This is a genomic window from Duganella aceris (genome assembly GCF_011090165.1).
GTDB lineage: Bacteria > Pseudomonadota > Gammaproteobacteria > Burkholderiales > Burkholderiaceae_D > Rugamonas > Rugamonas aceris.
Map to the genome: position 1 here is coordinate 51412 of NZ_JAADJT010000004.1, position 17597 is coordinate 69008.

Sequence of the window (17597 nt, forward strand, 5' to 3'; positions counted from 1 at the left end):
ACTATTTGTCGTAGAATTCGAGCATCATGGAAAAAAACACCAGCAAGCCGCACTTCGCCGATATCGCCCGCGACCTGACCGAAGGCATCGCCGCCGGCCGCTTTCCCGTCGGCAGCGTGCTGCCGGGCGAGTTGGAGTTGTGCGGCACCTACGGCACCAGCCGTCACACGATCCGCGCCGCGCTGCACGAGTTGCAGCAACTGGGATTGGTGTCGCGAAAAAAGAACGCCGGCACGCGGGTCGAGTCCGCCGCGCCGAAGAACGATTTCCGCCCTTCGCTGGGCTCGCTTGAAGACTTGATCCAGTTCGGCAGCACCAACCGCAGGGTGGTGCAGTCGATCGACGTCAGCGTGGTGGGTGGAGAATTGGCCAAGACGCTGGGCTGTGTCAGCGGCGCGCAGTGGCTGAAGATCTCCAGCCTGCGCGTGGACGGCGAGACGCAGCGGCCGATCGGCTGGACCGATGTCTACGTCAATCCGGAGTTCGCGGACATCGCCGAGGTGGTCAGGGCGGAGCCGGATACCCTGGTCAGCACGCTGATCGAGCGCCGTTACGGCCGGCGCGTGGCCGAGATCCGCCAGGTGGTGAAGGCGGTCAGCCTGGCCGAGCCGGAGGCGCGGGCCTTGCAGGCGCAGGCGGGCATGGCGGGGCTGGAGATCGTGCGGCAATATTTCGATGCGTCGGGGAAGATATTCGAGGCGTCGGTCACGGTGCATCCGAGCGATCGTTTCGCCGTCGCGATGCGTTTGCAGCGGTCGGAATGACGCTTGCCGATGACGATATCCCCGGTCACCGACCTGCCGCCGCTGGATAACCGGCGCGTCCACACCAGCACCGAGGATGTGCTGGTCGACCGCGTGGTGCCGGGCGAGATCCTGGTGATCGCGTTCGGTTTCGTGTCGTGGGAGACGCGGCCGAATTTCGATTTCTACGGGCGGTTGAAAAAGCTGGAGCAGACCAGCGGCCGCCACATCAACAAGGTGCTGGTGCGTGATTCCGGCAACGCCTGGTATCACCGCAATATCGAGGGCCTCGGCGCGCATCCGGACCAGACGGCGGCGAGCCTGCGCGCGCTGATCGCGGCCATCGCGCCGGCCAAGGTCATCACCATTGGCCAGTCGATGGGTGCCTACGCCGCCGTCATGTACGGGCTGCTGCTAAAGGCGGACAGCGTGATCGCCTTCGGCCCGCTCTCCTTCCTCGACGCCGCGCAGGCGCTGCTGTATCACGAGCGCCGCTGGCTGGCGGTGATGCGCGACCTGGCGCGCGATCCGCCGGCGTCCGGCTATTACGACCTGGCGCTGCTGCCGCGCGGGAACACCGCGCTGCACATCCTGTTCGGCACCCGGCCGGATAGCGCGAACGCCACCGAATCCGTCAATCTCGACGCCATGCACGCGCACCGGCTGGCGGCGCTGGGCAACTGCACCTTGTATCCGTATCCGTATTCGGGCCACGCGGTGGTGCAGCACCTGATCGACACCAAACGCATCAACGCGCTGCTGGCGCGCCTGATCGCGGGCGTCGAAATTGAGGAGCAGGGGATGGAGGTGTCGCCCGAATGGCTGGGCTGGGTGGCGGAGAATCTCCGGCTCGGCGGCGATCCGCACGAGCTGGTGGCGATCCTCCAGCAGCATGGATTTTCCTACGACAGCAGCGCCGCCGCGGTGGCCCGCGGCGGCGGTCAAACTTAGACCGGCTTGACGGCGCCGGTCACTGGATCGATGGTGCGCATCACAGGCGTCTTGAACTCGAAGCGCTTGATCTCGCCGACCATGAACAGGTAGCACAGCACCGTCACCAGCGCGTTGGCGCCGACGAACACCAGCGCGCCGGAGAACGAACCGGTCTGCTGCAGGATGTATCCGATCACGATCGGGGTGGTGATGCCGGCGGTGTTGCCGAAGGTGTTGAACAGCGCGCCGCTCATGCCGCCGGCTTCCTTCGGCGAAGTGTCCGCCACCACCGCCCAGCCCAAGGCGCCGATGCCCTTGCCGAAGAAGGCGATCGACATCACCATGATGACGATCCAGTCGGCGTCGACGTAGTTACAGACGATCATCGACATCGACAGCATCATGCCGCACACGATGGGCGTCTTGCGCGCCACCGACAGCGATTTGCCCGACTTGATCAGCTTGTCCGAGATGACGCCGCCCAGCACGCCGCCGCAGAAGCCCGCCACCGCCGGCAGCGCGGCGATGAAGCCGGCTTTCAGGATGGTCATGTGGCGTTCGGTCACCAGGTAGACCGGGAACCAGGTCAGGAAGAAGTAGGTCAGCGTGTTGATGCAATACTGGCCGATGTAGACGCCCAGCAGCATGCGGTTGCCGAGCAGCTGCTTGATGCAGGACCAGGTGTCGAGCTTGGTGGTGGCCGCGACCTTGTCTTTGCTTTCCAGGTCGATCAGCGCGCCGCCGGCGGCGATGTATTCCAGCTCCGCCGCGTTGATGCGCGGGTGGTCCTTCGGGCCGTAGACCATCTTCAGCCAGATGAAGGCCATCAGGATGCCGAGGCCGCCCATGACGAAGAACACGCTCTGCCAGCCGAAGCTGTGCACCAGCCAGCCCATCAGCGGCGCGAACAGCACGGTGGCGAAATATTGCGCCGAGTTGAAGATGGCGGCGGCCGTGCCGCGTTCGGCGGTCGGGAACCAGGCCGAGGCGATACGGCTGTTGCCGGGGAAGGAAGGGGCTTCGGCGGCGCCTACCAAAAGTCGCAATCCGATCAGCGTGGCCAGCGCGGCGGCGCCGGTGAAGAAGCCGACCGTGCCCATCAACATGGTGAACAGCGACCACAGGAAGATGCTGAAGAAATAGGTGATCTTCGAGCCGAAGCGGTCCAGCAGCCAGCCGCCCGGCAGCTGCGCCAGCACGTAGGACCAAGCGAAGGCGGAAAACACGAAGCCCATCTCGACCGGCGACAGGCCCAGCAGCTTTTTCAGCTCGGGGCCGGCGATGGCGATGGTGGCGCGGTCGGCGTAATTAATGGTTGTCACGGCGAACAGGATCGCCAGGATGGTCCAGCGGACTTTTGTTGGGGAAGCTTGATGCGGGGTCATGCGGTCTCCTTACTTTTGATGCGACGATCATAGCCCAGATATCAGACATCATACAACTACATAACTCATAATTTTGAGCGATTAAACGTTTAACTTGTTGATTTTTATATGGGTGCACCAAAGGTGTGCGGGAAATGGTTGTCTGACAACAAGCCGGCCGATCGGTCCGGGCGGAGCTGTCAGCTTGAGGCGGGGTGGCGCTGTTTTTCGGCCTGGCTGCACGCGTCCACGGCTTTTTGCACGCTGCCGCCGTTGCGGGTCATGTCGACCAGGCAGCTGTCGAAGGCGGATTCGTTGAGTACCGAGTTGATCAGGGCGGCGAATCCCATCAGGATCAGGCCCATTGCGCAGCTGATTTTGAACGTTTGTGTCATGTCTATATCTCGGTCTGGTACGACTCCGATGATAGAGAACCGAGTATTAACGCCGCATTAAAAAAGTCCCTTGCGCTGTTCCGCAGGGCGCGATTTGACGCCCTGCGGCGGCCGTGCGAGGATGCGGCCATGAGCAGCCTGTTTGAATGTAACGCGCTCGCGCCGGCGTGGCTGTGCCACCATCGCGACATCCTGTATTACCTGGCGCCATCCCTGCTGCTGGCGCTGCTGATCCGCGCCTTGTCGGCGCGGCATCCTTTCTTTTTCCTGTTCACGCTGGCCGGTACCATCTGTCATGAGCTGGCGCATTTCGTCGCCGGATTGCTGACCGGCGCGCGGCCGGCGGCTTTTACGGTGATTCCGCGCCGGGTCGGGCAGGGCTGGGAACTGGGCTCGGTGCGCCTGACGCGGGTACGCTGGTACAACGCCGCGCCGTCGGCGCTGGCGCCGTTCGTGGTGGTGGTGCTGCCGTTCATGGTGGCGTGGTGGCGCACCCGCAGCGGCTTGCAATTCCAGTGGGTCGACGTGGCGCTGGCGTTCGCGGTGGCGCCGCAATTCCTGGCCTGCTGGCCGTCCAGCGTCGACTGGAAGATCTCGCTGCGCTCGTGGCCGTATCTGCTGATCGCCGGCGCGGCCTGGTGGGCGGCCGGCGTGTCGGGCCTGCTTACTGCCTGGCCGCCGCGTTGAGCGGCTTGACCGGGGCGTCGACCACGATCTGGCTGCGCACCTTCTGCGCATCCTCGATCTCCAGCGTCAGCGGCACTTTGTCGCCTTCCTTCAGCGGTTGCTTCAGTTGCAGCAGCATGATGTGATAGCCGCCCGGCTTGAGTTCGACGGTTTGGCCGGCCGGCAAGTCCAGCGCGGGCAGCTGGCGCATGCGCATCACGTCGTCCGCCATCTTCATTTCATGCACCTCGACCACGCCGGCGGCCGGCGAGCTGGCCGACACCAGCCGCGCGCCTTGGGTCGAGGTTAGCGTCATGAAGGCGCCGGTGGCTTTTTGCTGGGCGACGGTGGCGCGCACCCACGGTTCGCCGACGGTCACCTGGGCCAGCGCGGGAAGGGCTGCGAGCAGCAGCAGGGAGATCAGTTTTTTCATTGGAACAGTCCTTTCAGGAAGCTGGTTTCTTTTTTCGGGTTCATCAACTGGCGCAGGTCGGCGACGCACTGTTGCGCGGTCTGCTCGTGCTTGAGCGCGAGGCGGATCTTGCCGTTGGCGTCGAACACATAGGTCAGCGCGGTGTGGTCCATCGAGTAGGAGCTGCCGGTCGGCACCTTGCGGTAGAAGATCTTGAAGTCGGCCGCCGCTTTGGCGGTCTGTTCCAGCGTGCCGCGCACGGCGACGAAGCCGGGGTCGAAGGCGCGCATGTACTCCGCCAGCAGCGGCCCGGTGTCGCGTTCCGGGTCGACGGTGACGAACACCACCTGGATCTTGTCGCCGTCGGGGCCGAGCAGGCGCTTGATTTCGACCGCGCGCGCCAGCGCGGTCGGGCACACGTCCGGGCACTGGGTGAAGCCGAAGAACAGCAGCACGTACTTGCCTTTGAAGTCGCTCAGCGAGGCCGGCTTGCCGTTGCCGTAGGAGAGTTTGTAGTCGGGGCCGATGCTGCTGCCGGTGATGTCGATGCCGGTGAAGGCCGGCGCCGCATGGGCGGCCAGCGGCAGCGCGGCCAGCGTGGTGAGGAATAAACGTCGTTGCATGATTCGGTGTCCTGCGTATCTGATGAGGCGGGTGCACGGCGGCGGCGCGCGACGGCGCGGCTGGCGTGCTGTGAAGTGCTGCGCGATCAGGAAAGCGCGGGCGGGCCGCGCGGCTGGGCGCTGGACCAGAGCGGACGCGGCGCCGGAACGGCGGCGTGCAGGGTAGGGTAGGCGTCGTGGCCGCGCAGCACGGCCTGCAGGCCCGCCGCGTGGGGCGGCGGCGCGTAGCTGTCGAGGTGGGTGGCGCAGAAGGCGCAATGCTTGCCGGCATGCGCCTGCTGCTTGGCCGGCGCCGGGGTGGCGGCGCTGCACATCTCCAGCAACAGCGTTTCCGGCGACAGCGACGTGACCGCCTTGCCGATCGCCGGCGCGAACAGGTTCAGCAGGATCGCCATGGAGACGATCAGGCTGTGCAGGCGCCGATGCTGGAGGAGTTTACCCATTCGGCAATTATAGAATGAAACCGCCGCCGCCGCCGCCGATGAATTACTTCAGCGCCAGGCGGCGCGACGCGGAGATGCGGGTCGCCGGTTCGATATCGTCGCTGTTCAGCTTGAAGATCTTGACCACTTCCTCCAGCTCGTGCGCCTGGTCCTGCAGCGCGTGGGCGGCGGCGGCCGCTTCCTCCACCAGCGCCGCGTTCTGCTGCGTCACCTGGTCCATCTGGGCGATGGCTTCGTGCACCTGGCCGATGCCGGCGCGCTGCTCTTCACTGGCGCTGCTGATCTCGGACATGATGTCGGTGACGCGGCGCACGCTGTCGACCACTTCCTGCATCGTGGTGCCGGCCTGCTCGACCTGCTTGCTGCCGACTTCAACCTTGCTGACCGAATCGTCGATCAGCGCCTTGATTTCCTTGGCGGCGGTGGCCGAGCGTTGCGCCAGGTTGCGCACTTCGGAGGCCACGACCGCGAAGCCGCGTCCCTGCTCGCCGGCGCGCGCCGCTTCGACCGCCGCGTTCAGCGCCAGGATGTTGGTCTGGAAGGCGATGCCGTCGATGACCGAGATGATGTCGACGATCTTGCGCGACGATTGGTTGATCGAACCCATCGTATCGACCACCTGCGCCACCACCGCGCCACCCCTGGCGGCGATGCCGGAAGCGGCCACCGCCATCTGGTTGGCTTGCACCGCGTTGTCGGCGTTCTGCTTGACGGCGCTGCTCAGCTGTTCCATCGAGGCGGCGGTTTCCTCCAGGCTGGAGGCTTGTTCCTCGGTGCGCTGCGACAGGTCCAGGTTGCCGCTGGCGATCTCGCTGGACGCGGTGGTGATCTGCTCGGCGCCGCGGCGCACCTGGCCCACCACCTTCGACAGATTGTGGCTGATGCCGTTGAGCGAGCGCAGCACCAGGCCGATCTCGTCCTTGTTGTCGATTTCCAGGTGCACGTCGAGGTCGCCCTGGGCGATGCGGGTGGCGGCTTCCTCGGCGCGCGCCAGCGGACGCGACACCACGGTGCGCACCAGCAGGAACAGCACCACCGCGAACAGCAGCAGCGAGAGCAGACCCAGCAGCGCGTAACGGTTGCGCAGTTCGCCGGCCTCCTTGGTGATCTCATAAGTGTAGGTGCCGCCGACGATCAGCCAGTTCCACGCCTTGAAGGTGCGGAACTCGACCATTTTCTCGCGCGGCGTCTCGCCGTCCTTGTCGGCCCAATCGTAAAGAAGGCTGCCTTCCTTGGCCTCCAGCATTTCCTTGATGAACAGGCGGCCGTCGGTGCTCTTGGTGTCGATGACGTTGACGCCTTCCTTGCTCGGGTGGACCAGCTCGACGCCCAGGTTCTTGCCCGGCGCGGCGTTGATCACGTAGATATACCCGGTGTCGCCGATCTTGATGGCCTTGATTTTTTGCTTGAGCATGTCCATGTTCCTGGAGATGTCCAGGCCGATGAACAGCACGCCGATGACCTTGCCGCTGGCGTCCTTGATCGGATCGTATTGGGTGATGAACTGCTTGCCGAACAGCGTCGCCAGGCCGATGTAGTTGTTGCCGGCGCGCAGCAGTGGATAGCTCGGGTGGGCGTGGTCGAGCTGGGTGCCGACCGCGCGCTCGCCGTTTTCCTTCTTCAGCGAGGTGGTCACGCGCACGAACTCGTCGCCGTCGGCGGCGAAGATGGTGGCGACCACGCCGGTGTCGCTGGTGAATTTGTCGGGGATGGTGAAGTCCAGGTTCAACGCCTTGCCGCCGTGCTTGAGCGACGGCGTCGGCTTGCCGGCGATGTCCACCTTCTCGGCCGGGTCGAGCGCGAACTCGCCGCCGCCGAAGCCGGCCGCGAACAGGCGCGCGAAGCTCGATGCCTCGTTGGTCATGGCGGTGTTGAACACTTCAACCGTGTTGCTGATGCCGCTCAGGGTGTTGGCCACGTTGGCCTTGGCGCGCTCCTTGAGCATGGCCGAGGTGCTCAGGCTGATCAAGGTCAGCAGTACGGCCAGGATCAGGGCGATCAAGGCGAAGGTGAACACGGTGATCTTGGTGCCGACACCCCAATTGCGGGGATTCATTATTGTTTTCATGGTTCTCTTTAGAGAAATGTGTTGCGGTTCGAGATGGCTCTGGAAGAGCATGCTCCGGGGGCGGGGGAGCGACTGCGTGGGACGCGCGGCGGAGCGGCGCCGTCAAATGACACTATGCCCGCCATGATAGCAGGAATTTTCTATTCGGCAACAATTTGATAACGGTTTTCCACTATTTTGTTTTGTTAAAACAATGACTTGAACGGAAAATTGCCTAAAAATCAGCACTTTACCCGTGCGGGAAACGACTTGTACTGGTTTCATCTTCAGGTGGGCTTAAGCTTACGCAAGGAAACTGTGTTTTGCCAGTGCCGTGTTGCGGGCCGCTATCCTGTAGAATAAGTTTGCAACACCCAATAATTTGATCACTACGTTTCGGAGTAAGCCGATGAAGAAGCAAACGCTGTTGGTGGCCGTCCTTGCGGCCCTGTCAGTTCAGGCCGGCGCGGCCGTGCCGGAAAAAACGGCGGACACCGTCCTCAAGCCGCAGCCGGGCCAAACCCAGGCCGCCGTCTGGGCCTCGCGGGTCCTGACCAAACTGCACTATAAATCGACGCCGCTGGACGACGCGATGTCGGAGAAGATCTTCGACCGCTACTTCAAGTCGCTGGATTCCGAAAAGATGTTCTTCACCCAGGCCGACATCGACCAGTACGCCGTGGTGCGCACCCGCCTGGACGACGCCATCACCGGCGAGAACCTCAGCGTTCCATTTGCCATCTTCAATCTCTACCAGCAGCGCTTCAACGAGCGCATCGCCTACGCGCGCGAACTGCTGAAGACCAAATTCGATTTCAGCACCGACGAGAGCTACCAGTACGACCGTGAAAAGGTCGAGTGGGCCAAGACCGACGCCGAGGTCAAGGACCTGTGGCGCAAGCGCGTCAAGAACGAGTGGCTGCGCCTGAAGCTGGCCGGCAAGGACGACAAGGCGATCCGCGAAACGCTGGACAAGCGCTACGACAGCTACCTGAGCCCGTCGCGCAAGCTGACCAACGAGGACGTGTTCCAGATCTTCATGAACGCCTACGCGATGTCGATCGAGCCGCACACCAACTATCTCGGCCCGCGCGCCGCCGAAGCCTTCGACATCGCCATGCGCCTGTCGCTGGAAGGCATCGGCTGCATCCTGCAGAGCCGCGACGACTACACCGTGGTGCGCGAAGTAATCGTCGGCAGCCCGGCCGCCTTGTCCGGCAAGATCAAGGTCGGCGATAAAATCGTCGGCGTGGCCAAGGACGACAAGACGCCGATGACCGAAGTGCTGGGCTGGCGCCTGGACGACGTGGTGGCGCTGATCCGCGGTCCCAAGGATTCGACCGTGCGGCTGGAAATCGTGCCGGCCGACGCCGGCCCGGACGGCAAGCATGCCACGATCGCGCTGGTGCGCCAGAAGATCAGCATGGAAGAGCAGTCGGCCAAGAAAACCATCCTGGAAGTCAAGGACGGCAACGTCAAGCGCCGCATCGGCGTGATCTCGCTGCCGACCTTCTACCAGGACTTCGAAGCGCGCCGCAAGGGCGACAAGGACTTCAAGAGCGCGACCCGCGACGTGGCGCGCCTGCTGGCCGAGCTGAAGAAGGACAAGGTCGACAACGTGCTGGTCGATCTGCGCAACAACGGCGGCGGTTCGCTGAGCGAGGCGGTCGAGCTGACCGGCCTGTTCATCGACAAGGGCCCGGTGGTGCAGCAGCGCAACGGCGAAAACAAGGTCGAAATCGAAAGCGACACCAACGCCGGCATGGCGTGGGACGGCCCGCTGGGCGTGCTGATCAATCGCGGTTCGGCGTCGGCGTCGGAGATTTTCGCGGCGGCGATCCAGGATTACGGCCGTGGCATCATCATCGGCGAACCGAGCTTCGGCAAGGGCACGGTGCAGACGCTGTTCGGCCTGGACCGTTTCTCGCAGAACGACAAGGTGCATTACGGCGAGCTGAAATTCACCATCGCGCAATTCTTCCGCATCAACGGCGGCACCACGCAGCTGCGCGGCGTCACGCCGGACATCAAGCTGCCGACCATGGCCGATTCCGACAGCTATGGCGAGTCGAGCTACGACAACGCCTTGCCGTGGACCCAGATCAAGCCGGCGGTCTACATCCCGGCCGGCGAGGTCAAGGAAATCGTGCCGCTGCTGGACAAGCGCCACGAGGCGCGCGTCTCCAAGGACAAGGACTTCCAGTACCTGGCCGAGGACATCGCGCTGGTCAAGAAACAGCGCAAGGAAAACTCGATCTCGCTGAACGAGACCGTGCGCCGCAAGGAACGCGATACGCAGGAAGCGCGCTCCAAGCTGCGTGAAGCGCGCTTGCTGGCGACGCCGGGCGCCGACGATCCGATCCTGGTGCCGGATCCGAAGGATGCGTTGAACAAGGCGATCGCGGCCAAGCCGGCCAGCGGCAAGACCGCGCCGGTGCCGAAGGTGGCGGGCGTCAAGGGCGCGCTGCGCAGCGACGACGGCCTGCAGGGCTCGGAGCGCACGCTGGCGGCCGAGCTGGAAGCGGAGAAAGCGGCCAAGGCCGCCAAGGACGTGCTGCTGAACGAAGCGGTGCACATCCTGGCGGACGAAGTGGGCTTGTTGAAAACCGATACCCGCATGGCCTTGCGCGTGCTGCCGTACGCGGCCGACACCAAATAAAAGGAGAGTCGGAGGGGATATAGCTTTTGTGAATCTCTGCTATTGCTAATATAAATTGGAAATATATTCCGCGTCGCAGCATAATTCATCTGTCTCCTCTATTCTCCTCCAAGGAAATAGATTTAGCCCGCTCTCGCAGCGGGCTTTTTTTTGCCTGAAAGATCGGTTAAGCTGCATTTCTAAAGATCAACTTTAAGGTTCAGGCAAGTGTCTCCAACTCAATTCAAGGTAGTGCTGGCGGCGTTGGCGCTCGGTGGCGCGGCGGTCGGCGGCGGCGCCGCCTGGTGGATGGTGCGCAAACCGGTGCTCACGCCAGAGGCGATCGGCGCGGTGGCGCGGCCCTCCGCTGCACAGGGCACGCCCACCCACTGGAGCGGCCGCGTCAGCACCATCGCCGGCGACGGCTTGCCGGGCGCCAGCAACGGCAGCGGCCAGCGCACCCGCTTCGCCGATCCCTTCGGCGTGGTGCTGGACAAGGAAGGCAACCTCTACGTCGCCGACGGCGGCAGCAACAACAGCATCCGCAAGATCGACCTGGCCGGCGTCGGCAGCACCCTGGCCGGCGGTGAAGAGGGTTACGCCGAGGGCGCCGGCAAGCTGGCGGCGTTCAACACGCCGTCCGGCATCGCCATCGACGCCGCCGGCAACCTGTACGTGGCCGACACCGGCAACAACGCCATCCGCAAGGTGACGCCGCAAGGCGTGGTGTCCACGCTGGCCGGCGACGGCCTGGCGGGCGACAAGGACGGCCAGGGCGCGGCGGCGCAGTTCAACGGGCCGATCGGCGTCGCGGTGGACGCCGCCGGCGTGGTCTACGTATCCGACACTTATAACGACCGCATCCGCCGCATCGCGCCGAACGGCGAGGTCACCACCATCGCCGGCGGCAAGCGCGCCGGCCTGGCCGACGGCGCGGCGGCGCAGGCGCTGTTCGATACCCCGACCGGATTGGCGATCAGCGCCGCCGGCGAGCTCTACATCGCCGACACCGGCAACAGCGCCGTGCGCAAGCTGGACCCGCACGGCAACGTCAGCACCGTCGCGGCGGCCAGCGACGACGACCGCGCCGCGCTGCTGCGCACGCCGGTCGGCATCGCGCTGACGCCGGACGGCTTCCTCTACGTCGCCAGCAATTCGCACGGCCGGCTGGCGCAGATCACGCCGACGGGTGAGGTGGCGGCGGTGCAGGACATCGACCATCCGGCCCAGCCCGGCTACGGCCCGGACGGCGGCGTGCGCCTCTACGCGCCGCGCGGCATCGCGCTGGCCAGGGACGGCGCGTTGTTCGTCACCGACGCCGCCACCTTCCGCCTGCACCACATCGGCATCCCGCCGGCCGGCGAAGCCGCCCCGGCGGACGCCGCGCCGCCAGGCCCGCCGGCGCACGGCGCCACGATGCTGTGGCCGGTCAAGCCGCAGGACCAGGCGCACGAGGTGGTGGGCTTGATGGGCGAAGTGCGCGGCAATTTCGACGGCGAAAGCCGCGACCATTTCCACGCCGGCCTCGACGTGCAGGCCGCCATCGGCACGCCGGTGCTGGCGGTCGGCGCCGGCAAGGTCAGCGATCCGCGCGCCAGCTGGGGCTATGGCGAGCTGTCGGAAGGCCTTGCCTTCGACGGCTTGCAGTACATCCACATGCGCGTCGGCCGCGACCCGCGCGACAAGCTCATCGATCCGCGCTTCCAGCTGCTGAAGAACGACAAGGGCGTGGCCGACGCGGTGCGCGTCAAGCGCGGCACGCGCTTCCTGGCCGGCGAGACGCTGGGCACGGTCAACCGCATGGCGCACGTCCATCTCGACTACAAGCCGAACGGCGACGCGCTCAATCCGCTGAGCTTGCCGTTCATCGATCTGGCGGACACGCTGCCGCCGCAGATCCAGGGCGTCAGCCTGGTCGACGCCGACGGCAAGGTGTTGAAGGCCAAGGCCGGCGCCCGGCTGCTGGTGCCGCGCAGCTTGGGCGAGGTGCAGATCGTGGTCGACGCCTTCGACCAGTCGGACGGCGGGCAGAAACGCCGTCGTCTGGGCTTGTACAAGTTGGGCTACCAGCTGCTGAACGGCGACGGCGGCATCATTCCCGGCATGGAACGGCCGCTGATTACCCAGCAATACGACCGTTTGCCGCGCAACCGCGAAGCGGTGAAGCTGGCGTATGCCGCCAACAGCGGCATCACGGTGCACGGCGCCAAGGAAACCCGCTTCGCCTACGCCATCAACAACACGCTGCGCGATGGCAAGCTGACGCCGGGCGCGTGGAAAGTCGGTGCACTCAGCCCCGGCGACTACATCCTGCGCATCACCGCCGAGGACTACGCCGGCAACGCCGCCACCCGCAACCGCGACCTGGCGATCACCGTCGACTAAGCGGCGGCGACTACAGCGCCGGCGCCGGTTGCAGGGCGATCACCGCCATGCCGGCCAGCGCCAGGGCGGCGCCCAGCAGATCCCAGCGGGTCAGCGCGACGCCGTCGACCAAACGCAGCCACAGCAGCGCGACCGCGATGTACATGCCGCCGTACGCCGCATAGGTGCGGCCGGCGGCCGTCGGATGCAGCGTCAGCAGCCAGGCGAACACGGCCAGCGACAGCGCCGCCGGCAGCAGCAGCCAGGCGCTCTTGCCTTGCTTGAGCGCCAGCCATGGCAGATAGCAGCCGACGATTTCCGCCAGCGCCGTGATGGCGAACAGGCCGGTCAGTTTCAACACTTCCAAATTTATTCTCCTCAACTTCGCGCCAGTCTAACCGAGCGCTGTACAATTGCCTTAAAAATAATTGAGGCAACTATGCAATTTTTTGATTCCCTGCTCGGAACGGAGATGATGTTCTCGCTGGGCATGCTCTATCTGATGCTGGGAATGGCCTCGTTGGGCGTCGGCTTGGGCACGCGCGCACGCCGGCACAGCAAGTTGCGGCTCCAGGTGCAGGCCTGGTGGTGGATCTTCCCGGTGCTGACCGTCAGCCTGTTGCTGCATCCCGCCGGCGCCATGCTGCTGGTGCTGCTGATCGGCTGGCTGGCCTTGCGCGAACTGAGCCCGTTCGCCGGTCCCGGCTTCGCGCCGGCCGCCGTCGCGGTGTTCGCAGCCACGCTGCTGTCGACGTTCTTCTTGCCGCGCACGGCTGACATTCTGTTGCCCTTGGCGATCCTGCCGCTGTTGGCGCACGCTGTGCGCGCGCACGGCGGTCCGGCGCTGCCCTGGTTGCTGTGGCTAATGCTGTGCTACAGCCTGAGCTTCCTGCCGCGCTACGACCTGCTGCCGCTGGCGCCGCACGTGCGGCTGTCGTGGCTGTTCTACCTGTACACGCTGACCGCGCTCAACGACGTCGCCCAGTTCATCAGCGGCACGCTGTTCGGCCGCCACCGCGTCGCGCCGGGCATCAGTCCCAACAAAACCTGGCAAGGGCTGGCGGGCGGCATGGCGGTGACGCTGCTGCTGTCGCTGACGCTGGGCCGCTATCTGCATCTGGCCGACGCCGCCCATCTGGCCGCCTACGCGGTGTTGCTGTCGCTGGGCGGCTTCGCCGGCGACCTGATGTTCTCGGCCGCCAAGCGCAGCCTGGGCATCAAGGATTTCTCGCAGTTGATTCCCGGCCACGGCGGCATCCTCGACCGGGCCGACAGCCTGGTGGTCACCGCGCCGCTGCTGTATTTTTTGCTGACTCACTTTAAAGGAAACCTCGCATGAAAGCTGAACGTTCACTGGCATGGCGCAGCACCGAGTCCGGCTTCGATTGCAGCGACGGCGCCCGGCTGTTCTACCGCGCCTGGGAACCGATGACGCCGCGCCAGGACGGCGCCAGGCGCGCGCTGGTGTTCCTGCACCGCGGCCATGAACATTCCGGCCGCATTCAGCCGCTGGTCGAACAGTTCGGCTTCACCCAGGACTGGGCCTTCGCCTGGGACGCACGCGGCCACGGCTATTCGCCCGGCGAGCGCGGCGACGCGCCCAGCTTCGAAGCGCTGGTCGAAGACTTCGACACCTTCATCCGTCACCTCGGCGTGGCGCACGGCATCGCACCGGAGGACATCCTGGTGGTGGCCAACAGCGTCGGCGCCGTGATCGCCGCCACCTGGCTGCACGACTACGCGCCGCGCGTGCGCGGCGTCATCATGGCCGCCGCCGCCTTCGAGATCAAGCTGTATGTGCCGCTGGCCAAGCCGGCGCTGCGCTTCGCGCGCCGCTTCAAGCCGGAATTGTTCGTCACCAGCTATATCCGTCCCGGCATGCTGACCCACTCGCCGCAGGAAGCCGCCGCCTACGCGGCCGACCCGCTGATCGCCAAGGCCATCTCGGCCTGCGTGCTGCTCGGCCTGGCCGACACCGCCAAGCGCATCGTGCAGGACGCCGCCGCCATCGACACGCCGGTGCTGATGCTGGCCGCCGGCAAGGACTACGTGGTCAAGGAAGGCCCGCAGCGTGTCTTCCATGAACGCCTGTCGTCGCCGCTGAAACGCTACGTGCGCCTGCCCGATGCCTTCCACGCGCTGTTCTACGAGCAGGACACCAGCGTTGCGCTGGCGGAAAGCCGCCGCTTCGTCGACGAATGCTATGCCCGCGCGCCGCTGGCGCCGTCGCATTACCTGAACGCCGATCGCGACAGCCGCAGCGCGCGCCGCTATGCCGCGTTACAGGCCGGGCAGGGCGTCGGCGCGGTCGCGCGCGCCTGGTTCGGGCTGCAACGCGTGATGCTCGGCACGCTGGGCCGGGTCAGCGATGGCATGCGGATCGGTTTGCAACACGGCTTCGATTCCGGCGCCTCGCTCGATTACGTGTACCGCAACCAGGCCGGCGGCCGTTTCGGCATGGGCGCCTTCATGGATCGCGGCTATCTGGACGCGGTGGGTTGGCGCGGCATCCGCCTGCGCAAGCGGCAATTGCAGCAGATGCTGGGCGAGCGCATCGCCGCGCATCGGGGCGACGCGCCGTTGCGCATCCTCGACGTGGCCGCCGGCTCCGGGCGCTACGTGCTGGAGACGGTCAAGCGCTATCAGGACAAGGCGATCGAGGTCACGCTGCGCGACTTCGCCCAGCACAACCTGGACCAGGCGCGGCAGCTGGCGGCGCAATTGCAGCTGTCCGCCAAGGTTGAGTACCAGCTGCGCGACGCCTTCGACGCCGCCAGCTACCCGGCGGCGGAGGGGCAATACGACATCGTCATCGTCTCCGGGCTGCACGAGCTGTTTAGCGACAACGCGCTGGTGTCGGATTCGTTGAAGGGCATCGCCGGGGCGCTGCGGCCGGGCGGTCATCTGATCTATACCGGCCAGCCGTGGCATCCGCAACTGGAGATGATCGCGCTGACGCTGACCAACCATCGCGGCCAGCCGTGGCAAATGCGGCCGCGCCCGCAGGCCGAGATGGACGGCCTGGTCGAGGCCGCCGGCTGCCGCAAGATCGCCACCAGCATCGGCCTGGAAGGGATCTTTACGGTGTCGCTGGCGCGGAAGCCCGCAGCGCCCGGCGCAGGCGGTTGACCACGGTCCAGGCGGACAGCGCGATCACCAGCGCCACGACGCCGTCCAGCAGCGGCGGGGCGGCGCCGTAGGCGAGCAGCAGGCCGAGCAGACTGAACCAGAAGGCGCGGTCGCTCTTGCCCATCGGACCATCGAAGCGCCGCGCCGCGCCCACGCTGAGCGCCAGCACGCCGGCGAACTCCGCCAGCAGTCCGGCGCACACGGCGAGCGCCAGCAGCAGCGCGTGCGGCCCGGCCGCCAGCATGAATGGCAAATACAAAGCGACGTCGGACACCTGGTCGCAGATTTCGTTGAGCAGTGTGCCGAGCCGGGTTTTCTGGCCGGTGGCGTTGGCCAGCATGCCGTCGATGGCGTTGAGGGCCATGCGCAGCAGCAGGAACGGCGCCAGCCCGGCCCACAATCCGGCGCGCTGCGGCCAGCAGGCCAGCGCCGCGCCGTAGGCGACCGACAGCAGCATTGTCGTCAGCGTTATCTGGTTCGGGGTCACGCGGCAGCGTACCAGCGCGCGCATCAGCGGTTGCAGCAGTTGCTGGAATTGTGGCTTCAACTGATAGATCGAAAAGCTCATTGCTGGCTATGCTCCTTGTAAAGTTGGGCGATCTGGCGGCTGCGGCGGTAGCCCATCGCGCAATGCAGGTATATGGCGCGGCCTTGCGCGGCGTGGCCGGCGATGGCTTCCAGGATCGGCCGGGCCGACTGCGCGTTGGGCCTATGCAGGTCGAGCAGGGCGAAGTGATGGTAGCGGCCGTGGCGCAGGGCGGGCGTCTCGCTGAGCTCATTGGCCAGGTCGATGACGGCGCAATCGGGCGGCAGGTACGCGGCTTCGGCGTCGGTCAGGCGGCGGCCGACCCATAGGCCGCCGCCGTGGTGCGAGAACGGCGGCCGGTGCCGCTCGCGCCAGCGCACCGCGTGCCACGTCATCAGATAGCCGCATAGGTAAGGCGCGTACAGCAGCCAGATCGACCATGGGTGGCGGCCATCGCGCTTGCGCAGGAAGCCGGCGTCGCGGCGACGGTAGGCCCGCGCCACCAGCATCAAACTGGCGCTCAGGTACAGCCACCAGGCGCCGCCCAGTGCGAACCAGGCCAGCAGCGCCAGGCCGGACAGCAACGCGTAGCCGAAGCCGACTGGCCGGTCGACGTGGGCGTTGTTGGCATCGGCGTCGGTGCGCGGCGGCAGCAGTCGGATCGCCAGCGCGCCGAGCAAGGCGCCGGCGGCGACGTCGATCACATGATGCTGGTAGGTGAACACGGTGCTGGCAGCGACCAGCAGCAGCCAGCAGGCCAGCGCCGCGCGCATCGGGCCGGTGGCGACGTGGCGCAGCGCGGCCCAGAAGATCAGGCAATAGGCGACGTGCAGCGACGGCATTTGATTGTAGGGCTGGTCCAGCGCTGCCAGTTGCGCGAACAGCCAGGCCGGCAGCGCGGCGTCGACGGCTGGGCGGGGCAGGCTGAAGCGCAGCGGCATGGCGGCGAAGATCAGGCAGGCGGCGATGGTGGTGAAGGCCATCCTGCGGCTCAGCGCCGACAGGCCGGCGCGGTCGCGCGCCAGCAGAAAACTCAGCGCGAAGAACAGGCCGGAGGTCATGTACGGCAGCACCAGCCACGGTAGAAAAGGCAGCGCCGCTTCCCACGCCATCGCCACGTTGCCGACCTCGCCGTGGCGTTGCGCCAGGTGGTTGGTCAGCGGATAACAGGCGCCGAACAGCGCGGCGTTCAGCGCCAGCTGGATCAGGCGATCGCGGATGCCGGGCGCGGCCTGCTGGGTCATTGTCGGACTGTCCTTGTTATTAACTATGTAATTGATGCATTATGTCATGCATGACGCAAGCCGCCCAATC

The 17597-nt window shown here is 65.8% G+C and carries 16 protein-coding genes; 7 read left to right on the plus strand and 9 right to left on the minus strand.

The features are described 5' to 3' along the window. Positions 1-26 precede the first annotated feature (26 nt). The gene (locus tag GW587_RS09840; RefSeq protein WP_166101787.1) at positions 27-764 is read left to right on the plus strand and encodes a GntR family transcriptional regulator; all 738 of its coding nucleotides are present in this window, start codon (positions 27-29) and stop codon (positions 762-764) included. Between the two features lie 9 nt (positions 765-773). After that, positions 774-1694: an alpha/beta fold hydrolase gene (locus tag GW587_RS09845; protein ID WP_166101790.1), complete on the plus strand. Its 921-nt coding sequence runs from the start codon at positions 774-776 to the stop codon at positions 1692-1694. Here GW587_RS09845 and GW587_RS09850 read toward each other — a convergent pair. After that, entirely contained in the window at positions 1691-3061 is a 1371-nt protein-coding gene (locus tag GW587_RS09850) for an MFS transporter (protein WP_166101793.1), read from the minus strand. The two genes, GW587_RS09845 and GW587_RS09850, sit on opposite strands and share 4 nt — an antisense overlap. A 179-nt stretch (positions 3062-3240) precedes the next feature. Beyond that, positions 3241-3435 (minus strand): hypothetical protein, encoded by a 195-nt coding sequence (locus tag GW587_RS09855; protein WP_166101796.1) that lies wholly within the window; start codon positions 3433-3435, stop codon positions 3241-3243. Between the two features lie 129 nt (positions 3436-3564). Here GW587_RS09855 and GW587_RS09860 point away from each other — a divergent pair, with 129 nt between their 5' ends. After that, a complete protein-coding gene (locus GW587_RS09860) occupies positions 3565-4122 on the plus strand; it encodes a hypothetical protein (RefSeq protein ID WP_166101798.1) in 558 nt (185 codons plus the stop codon). On the opposite strand, the gene GW587_RS09865 is transcribed toward GW587_RS09860, so the two are convergent. From GW587_RS09865 to GW587_RS09880, 4 genes are all read right to left on the minus strand, one after another. Further along, entirely contained in the window at positions 4100-4534 is a 435-nt protein-coding gene (locus tag GW587_RS09865; protein ID WP_166101800.1) for a copper chaperone PCu(A)C, read from the minus strand. The genes GW587_RS09860 and GW587_RS09865 overlap by 23 nt on opposite strands. Further along, positions 4531-5136 (minus strand): SCO family protein, encoded by a 606-nt coding sequence (locus tag GW587_RS09870; RefSeq protein WP_166101802.1) that lies wholly within the window; start codon positions 5134-5136, stop codon positions 4531-4533. Before GW587_RS09870 ends, GW587_RS09865 begins: the two co-directional genes overlap by 4 nt. 86 nt (positions 5137-5222) lie before the next feature. Then, positions 5223-5579: a DUF2946 family protein gene (locus GW587_RS09875; protein WP_166101805.1), complete on the minus strand. Its 357-nt coding sequence runs from the start codon at positions 5577-5579 to the stop codon at positions 5223-5225. 43 nt (positions 5580-5622) lie between these two features. Beyond that, the gene (locus tag GW587_RS09880; protein WP_166101808.1) at positions 5623-7635 is read right to left on the minus strand and encodes a methyl-accepting chemotaxis protein; all 2013 of its coding nucleotides are present in this window, start codon (positions 7633-7635) and stop codon (positions 5623-5625) included. A gap of 400 nt (positions 7636-8035) precedes the next feature. Here GW587_RS09880 and GW587_RS09885 point away from each other — a divergent pair, with 400 nt between their 5' ends. Together GW587_RS09885 and GW587_RS09890 are read left to right on the plus strand one after the other, a co-directional pair. Further along, the gene (locus GW587_RS09885; protein WP_166101811.1) at positions 8036-10285 is read left to right on the plus strand and encodes a carboxy terminal-processing peptidase; all 2250 of its coding nucleotides are present in this window, start codon (positions 8036-8038) and stop codon (positions 10283-10285) included. 207 nt (positions 10286-10492) lie between these two features. Continuing rightward, entirely contained in the window at positions 10493-12649 is a 2157-nt protein-coding gene (locus GW587_RS09890) for a gluconolaconase (RefSeq protein WP_371875566.1), read from the plus strand. A gap of 10 nt (positions 12650-12659) precedes the next feature. Here the strand turns inward: GW587_RS09890 and GW587_RS09895 are convergent, their stop codons facing one another. Beyond that, a complete protein-coding gene (locus tag GW587_RS09895) occupies positions 12660-12995 on the minus strand; it encodes a YnfA family protein (RefSeq protein WP_166101814.1) in 336 nt (111 codons plus the stop codon). A gap of 105 nt (positions 12996-13100) precedes the next feature. Between GW587_RS09895 and GW587_RS09900 the strand changes: the two genes are divergently transcribed. Continuing rightward, entirely contained in the window at positions 13101-13967 is an 867-nt protein-coding gene (locus GW587_RS09900) for a phosphatidate cytidylyltransferase (protein WP_166101816.1), read from the plus strand. Then, positions 13964-15757, plus strand: coding sequence for a bifunctional alpha/beta hydrolase/class I SAM-dependent methyltransferase (locus GW587_RS09905; RefSeq protein ID WP_166101821.1), 1794 nt, complete (start codon positions 13964-13966; stop codon positions 15755-15757). The genes GW587_RS09900 and GW587_RS09905 overlap by 4 nt, the downstream gene beginning before the upstream one ends. Here the strand turns inward: GW587_RS09905 and GW587_RS09910 are convergent. Next, positions 15708-16325, minus strand: a complete 618-nt coding sequence (locus tag GW587_RS09910; protein WP_166101823.1) for a CDP-alcohol phosphatidyltransferase family protein — start codon at positions 16323-16325, stop codon at positions 15708-15710. The genes GW587_RS09905 and GW587_RS09910 overlap by 50 nt on opposite strands. Continuing rightward, positions 16322-17527 (minus strand): phosphatase PAP2 family protein, encoded by a 1206-nt coding sequence (locus GW587_RS09915; RefSeq protein WP_166101825.1) that lies wholly within the window; start codon positions 17525-17527, stop codon positions 16322-16324. Before GW587_RS09915 ends, GW587_RS09910 begins: the two co-directional genes overlap by 4 nt. Between the last annotated feature and the right edge of the window lie 70 nt (positions 17528-17597).